This window comes from Reyranella sp. (assembly GCF_050185545.1).
GTDB lineage: Bacteria > Pseudomonadota > Alphaproteobacteria > Reyranellales > Reyranellaceae > Reyranella.
Window position 1 is genome coordinate 1 of sequence record NZ_JBFWZI010000308.1, and the last position, 5587, is coordinate 5587.

Consider the following 5587-nt stretch of genomic DNA (forward strand, 5'->3'; position numbering starts at 1 on the left):
CCGACCACGCCTATGTCCTGCAGGTCGGCCGCACGGTCCTTGAAGGTCCGGCGCGCGATCTGGCGACCAACCCTGACGTGCAGCGAATCTATCTCGGTGTCGAATAGCCCTCTGACGCCTAGTGTCGATTCAATGACCTTCAGATATGCAGACATTGGTCGTGGCGAAAACCATGCCATTGAATGACGTCGTCGCCCAAAAGTTGTAGTATTGCGGCATTAGCGGGGGAGATCGCCATGCCGATGACAAATCGTCTGTACGCCGAATTCCTGGGGACTGCCTGGCTGGTGTTGGGAGGATGCGGCAGCGCCGTTCTGGCCGCGGCGTTTCCCCAGCTCGGCATCGGCTTCGTCGGCGTGTCGCTCGCCTTCGGTCTTACCGTGCTGACCATGGTCTATGCCCTGGGCCCGGTCTCGGGCGGGCATTTCAATCCGGCGGTAACGGTCGGCCTGGCGTGCGGCGGACGCTTTCCCTGGGGCGAGGTCGTCCAGTACGTCGTCGCCCAGGTGCTGGGCGGCATCGCCGGCGCGGCAATTCTGTATGTCGTCGCGACCGGCAAGGCGGGCGCCGACATTGGCGGCTTTGCGACCAACGGCTATGGCGATCAGTCACCCGGCAAGTACGGCATGGTGGCGGCGCTGGTCATCGAGATCGTCCTGACGTTCGGCTTCGTGACGGTGATTCTCGGCGCCACCGACGACAAGCGCTCCCATCCCGCCGCTGCCGGCCTGGCGATCGGCCTCTGCCTCACCCTGATCCACCTCGTCAGTATCCCGGTGACCAATACGTCGGTGAACCCCGCGCGCAGCACCGCACCGGCGCTGTTCGTCGGCGGAGCCGCCCTGTCGCAGCTCTGGCTGTTCTGGGTGGCGCCGCTGATCGGCGGCGCGATCGGTGGTCTCGCCTATGGATTGACGGGGCGCCGCGACTGACCAACGGAGACTTCATGACCCTTACCAGATCCCTCCTTGTCGCCGCCCTGACGGTCCTCGTGCCATCGCTCGCCTGGCCGCAGGACATGTCGGTCGAGTTCCGGCTTGCCGCCGCGCCGGGCAACATCTCGGGCTGCATCCGCGCCGATCCGCAGTTCACGCGGGTGCACGCCTTCACGCTGAAGGGTGGCCAGGCCGAGGTCCGCGCGCCCGGCGGCATCGACACGAAGTTGAAGCTCACCAAGCCGAACGTCTACGAGACGGATTACCAACTGGGGCAACTCCATCTGCATGTCGTCACCGACCTGGCGGCGACGCCGCCGTCGCTCACCGTCACCGAGAAGAATCTCGGCTGCAAGTGGATGGGCGTGAAGAAATAGGCTGGCTGTTGCGGCCGCGTCTCCGCCCGCGCGTGCCATGAAGTCGTTCCGCTGGTCCGTACCCTTCAGCATCACGATCCTGGCTCTGATGGCGCTGATCCTGGCGCCGCTCGCTGCTGCCCTGCTGTGGCTCGGCTGGCGCTCGGTGAGCTTCGTCGAGCGGCTGAGCGGCGACCAGCGCGTGACCGTCCTCGAGCAGGCGATCGAGCGCTTCGTGTCGAACGGTCTGCGCGGCGTCGTGTCCGTGGGGCAGACCCTGGCCGAGACGCCGGTCTTCCGGATCGATCGCGGCCCGGAGGCCGACGACGAGCGCCGCCGGCAGCTCGCCGCGTCGCTGACCCATCATCCGCTGGTCGGCGCCGCCTACGTCGCCTTTCGCGACGGACGATTTCTGTATGTGGGGCGGCGGGAAACGTACTGGGATGTGCCGCGCCTGCCGTTCGAGGATCAGAAACCCGATGCGGTGCAGGTGCTCACCATCGAGGGAAGCGGAAGCGAGCGGCGGGAAACCTGGTGGTACCAGGAACCGGACGGATCGCGCACCAAGAAGCGGGTGCAGCCGACCGACTACGACCCGCTGAGCCGGCGCTGGTACATCGATACAATGCGCGCCGGCAAGGCGGTGTTGACGCCGCCCTATCGCTTCGTCCAGTCGGACAGGTTCGGGATCTCGGTCGGAGTGCCGCTTGCCGAGGATGAGGGCGTCATTGGCTTCGACTTCACCCTGCATGCCCTCTCGCAGCTGCTTACCGCCTACAAGATCACGGAGAACGCCGTGATCATGGTGGGAAACAGCCTGAGCAACGTGGTGGTGCAGTCCCAGCCCTGTGCCGCGGGCGTGCAGGGGTGCCTGCCCGGCGATGCCCAGGCGCGGGAGGTCCTGCAGCGCACCATTCGCGAGACGATCGAGGAGGATCGCCGGATCGACCGCGTGATCGACATCGATGGAAATGCCTACCGACTGATCGCGCACCGCATGGCGCCGGGCTTCGGGCAGCAATTCGTCGTGGCGGCGGCGGTGCCGCGCATGGAGCTGTTTGCGGCTTCACGGTCGTTGATCGAGCGGGCGGCGATCGCCGCGGCGATCACCGTCGCTCTCGCCGTCGTCGCGGCCCTCGTCGCGTCGTGGCTGGTGTCGCGCTCGATCGCGCGCATCGCCGCCAAGACCGAGCGGATTCGCAACCTCGACTTCTCTGATCGCCTGCCGGTGCGCAGCCACATCACGGAGGTCGCCCGGCTGTCGGATTCCGTCGAACGCATGCGCCAGGGGCTGGAGGTCTTCGGGCGCTACGTGTCGAAGCACCTCGTACAGCAGGTGATGCGCTCGCCCGAGAGCTCGGGTGTCGGCGGCGTCCGCCGAGAGGTCACCGTGATGTTCACCGATATCGAAAGCTTCTCGCTGTTGAGCGAGACGATGGAGCCGGAGATCCTGACCGGGCGGCTGTCGCGCTACTTCGACGTGCTGGGCACCGCCATTTCCGCCAACAGGGGCATGATCGACAAGTATATCGGCGACAGCATCATGGCGTTCTGGAACGCTCCGGAACCTGATCCCGATCACGTCGCCAACGCCTGTCGGGCAGCCCTGCAGGCCGCGGCGGCAAGCAACCGGCTGTGCGAGAGATGGGCGGCGCGCGGCCGGGCGACCTTCCGCACGCGCTTCGGCCTCCATACCGGCCGGGCGGTCGTGGGAAACGTCGGAGCGAGCGAGCGCATCAACTACACGCTGGTCGGTCCGGTCGCCAACCAGGCGTCACGGCTGGAGGGGCTCAACAAGGTCTACGGCACCGAGATCCTGGCGAGCGGCGAGGTCGTGCAATTGACCGCCGATCGCTTCCTGTGGCGGCACATCGACCGGATCGTCGCTGCCGGCACGACTGAGGCGCACGACATCTACGAGCCACTGGGCGAGGAGGGCGATGCCGTCCGGCATTCCGGGTTCCTGGCGCAATGGCGCTGCAGCCATGCTGCCTACGACGCGGGGCGTTTCGAGGAAGCCTTGGCGGGCTTTCGCGCAATCTCGGCCATGCGACCAGACGATGGGCCAAGCCGCGTCTTCATCGACCGCTGCACGGCCTTCCTGCGCGACGGCATGCCGCCCGGCTGGGACGGCGCCTGGCACTTCGATCGAAAGTAGCGACGCTCAATAGCGAGCCGTCACCCCCAGGGTTACGAAGCGCGTGCTGGTGTCATCGAAGAATGTGCCGACCAGCAGATCGAAGTCGAACGGTTCGCGCGATCGGATGCGGGGCGTGAACCGCAAACCTGCCTGGGTGCCGACCAACCCGCCTTGCGCGCGGCCGAATGCCTCGAGCATCAGGTTGACGCCGCCGCCGACATTGGCCTCGACCTGGGCGCCGTAGAACAGGGCATTGGGGACATCCGATTGCAGGTAGCTCCAGCCCGCGTTGAAGTTGAGCCGCACCCTTTCGTTGAGCTGGTAGGTCACCAACCCGAGGATCTGCGCATAGCCCAGCTCGCCGGTCCGCACATTGACGCCGGCATTGAAGCCGAGGCCAATGCCCAGGCCGGTCTTCTCGACCGACTGGAAATTGATCTTCATGGCGGGACCGAGCAGCGGTCCGGCGATGAACTCGTCCCAGTAGTGCTGGTAGGCCGCACCGATCTCCAGCCAGGGCATCTTCAGGGTGGTGCAGGCCGGCGCCAGGTTGAAGTAGCCGTCCCCCGGAATGAACCGCGTAGCCCAGGTCTCGAGGTGGCACACGCCCGGTGTCTCGACCTCGGCATCGTCGACGATGTGGGGGCCGCCCGCCGCCAAAGCCTCGAAGCCGGGGCAGAGGACGGACAGCACGAGGCAGACGAAAGCGAGTAATCGAAGCAGCGTCACGACGCTACAGTCGACGCGCCGTGTTGCAGGCGTTGGACGAGGCGACTGCCTTTGCCGGCCGAAAGCATCCGTCGTTCACGCCTTCATCAGGGTTCGAACGTGCGTCGATACCGACTCGGCCAGCGCCTCGAGATCGTAGCCACCCTCGAGCATCGACACGAGCCGGCCTTTGGCATGGCGATCGGCGATCGCCAGCAGCTCCTCGGTCAGCCAGGCGAAGTCCTCGGTCTCGACCTCGAGCTGGGCCAGCGGGTCCGCGGCATGGGCGTCGAAGCCTGCCGAGACGATGACGAGGTCGGGCGAGAAGCGGTCGAGCGCCGGCAGGATGCGCTCGCGCCAGGCGGCGCGGAACAGGCGGCCGCCGGAGCCCGGTGACAGCGGTGCGTTGACGACGTTGTTGGCGACACCGGTTTCGCTCGCATGGCCGGTTCCGGGGTAGAGCGGGTACTGGTGCGTCGAGGCGTAGAACAGCGACCGGTCGGGCTCGACGACGGCCTGCGTGCCCTGGCCGTGATGGACATCGAAATCGACGATGGCGACGCGCTCCGCGCCGTAACGCGCCTGGGCATGGCGGGCGCCGATGGCGACATTGTTGAACAGGCAGAATCCGCCCGGGACATCGGGCGAGGCGTGATGGCCCGGCGGGCGGACCGCGGCGAAGGCCGTGCGCACCCGGCCGGACATCACGGCGTCGACGCCGGCGATGGCGGCGCCCGCGGCGTGCAGGACGGCCTCGGCGCTGCCGCCGCTCATGACGGTATCGCCGTCGACATGGACGCGCTCGCCGGGCCCGGGACGGATGCCCAGGATCGCCTCGACGTAGTCCTCGGGATGAACCCGGTCCAGCTCCTCGCGCGTCGCGGCAGGCGCCCGCAGGCGCGGCTGGCGGTCGAAGTCGGGATCGCCCAGGGCGGCCTCGATGGCGCGCAGGCGGTCCGGCCGCTCGGGATGATAGGGCCCGGTATCGTGCTCGAGGAAGGACGGATGGCTGATCAGAAGGGTGGCCATGGCTGCTCTCCCTTTACCTTGAGAGGTCTCGCAAAGCGACGATAAGATGCCCATCTGCCGCTGAAGAGAGATCATATGTTGCGTTCGCTCGTCGTTGCCGCCCTGTCCTTGGGAGCAACCGAGGGGTTTGCCCAGGAAACCAGCTTTCTGCTGATCAATGGCACCAGCTATGCGATCAGCCAGATGTCGATATCGCCCACCGACCTGGGCTTCTGGACCCCCAACGTGCTGCACGGGCCGCCGATCGCAGCGGGTGCGCGGCGGCAGGTGACGTTCAATGCACCGACGACCTACTGCCAGGCCGACATGAGGATCGGGTTCGCCGACGGCGGCGCGCCGGCGGTGTGGGGAGACCTGAACATCTGCACGCTGAGCAAGATCAAGCTGATGTACGACCGCATGAGCGGCGTGACGACGGC

Annotated in this window: 6 protein-coding genes; 4 read left to right on the top strand and 2 right to left on the bottom strand. The window is 66.8% G+C overall.

Going from position 1 to position 5587, the window contains the following annotated elements; genetic code table 11:
- Positions 1-242: 242 nt before the first annotated feature.
- Genes aqpZ through AB7O82_RS36860 form a run of 3 tightly spaced genes read left to right on the top strand, consistent with a single transcriptional unit; the run spans position 243 to position 3449 of the window.
- A complete protein-coding gene (gene aqpZ, locus AB7O82_RS36850; protein ID WP_428550277.1) occupies positions 243-932 on the top strand; it encodes an aquaporin Z in 690 nt (229 codons plus the stop codon).
- 14 nt (positions 933-946) lie between these two features.
- Positions 947-1312, top strand: a complete 366-nt coding sequence (locus AB7O82_RS36855) for a hypothetical protein (protein ID WP_428550279.1) — start codon at positions 947-949, stop codon at positions 1310-1312.
- A gap of 37 nt (positions 1313-1349) precedes the next feature.
- A complete protein-coding gene (locus AB7O82_RS36860) occupies positions 1350-3449 on the top strand; it encodes an adenylate/guanylate cyclase domain-containing protein (RefSeq protein ID WP_428550282.1) in 2100 nt (699 codons plus the stop codon).
- Positions 3450-3455: 6 nt separating this feature from the next.
- Here AB7O82_RS36860 and AB7O82_RS36865 read toward each other — a convergent pair whose 3' ends face one another.
- Positions 3456-4160: a hypothetical protein gene (locus tag AB7O82_RS36865; RefSeq protein ID WP_428621762.1), complete on the bottom strand. Its 705-nt coding sequence runs from the start codon at positions 4158-4160 to the stop codon at positions 3456-3458.
- Between the two features lie 75 nt (positions 4161-4235).
- Positions 4236-5168: a histone deacetylase family protein gene (locus AB7O82_RS36870; RefSeq protein ID WP_428550287.1), complete on the bottom strand. Its 933-nt coding sequence runs from the start codon at positions 5166-5168 to the stop codon at positions 4236-4238.
- Positions 5169-5243: 75 nt separating this feature from the next.
- Between AB7O82_RS36870 and AB7O82_RS36875 the strand changes: the two genes are divergently transcribed.
- Positions 5244-5587, top strand: a 344-nt coding sequence (locus tag AB7O82_RS36875) for a hypothetical protein (RefSeq protein ID WP_428550290.1), incomplete at its 3' end; no start/stop codon positions are given.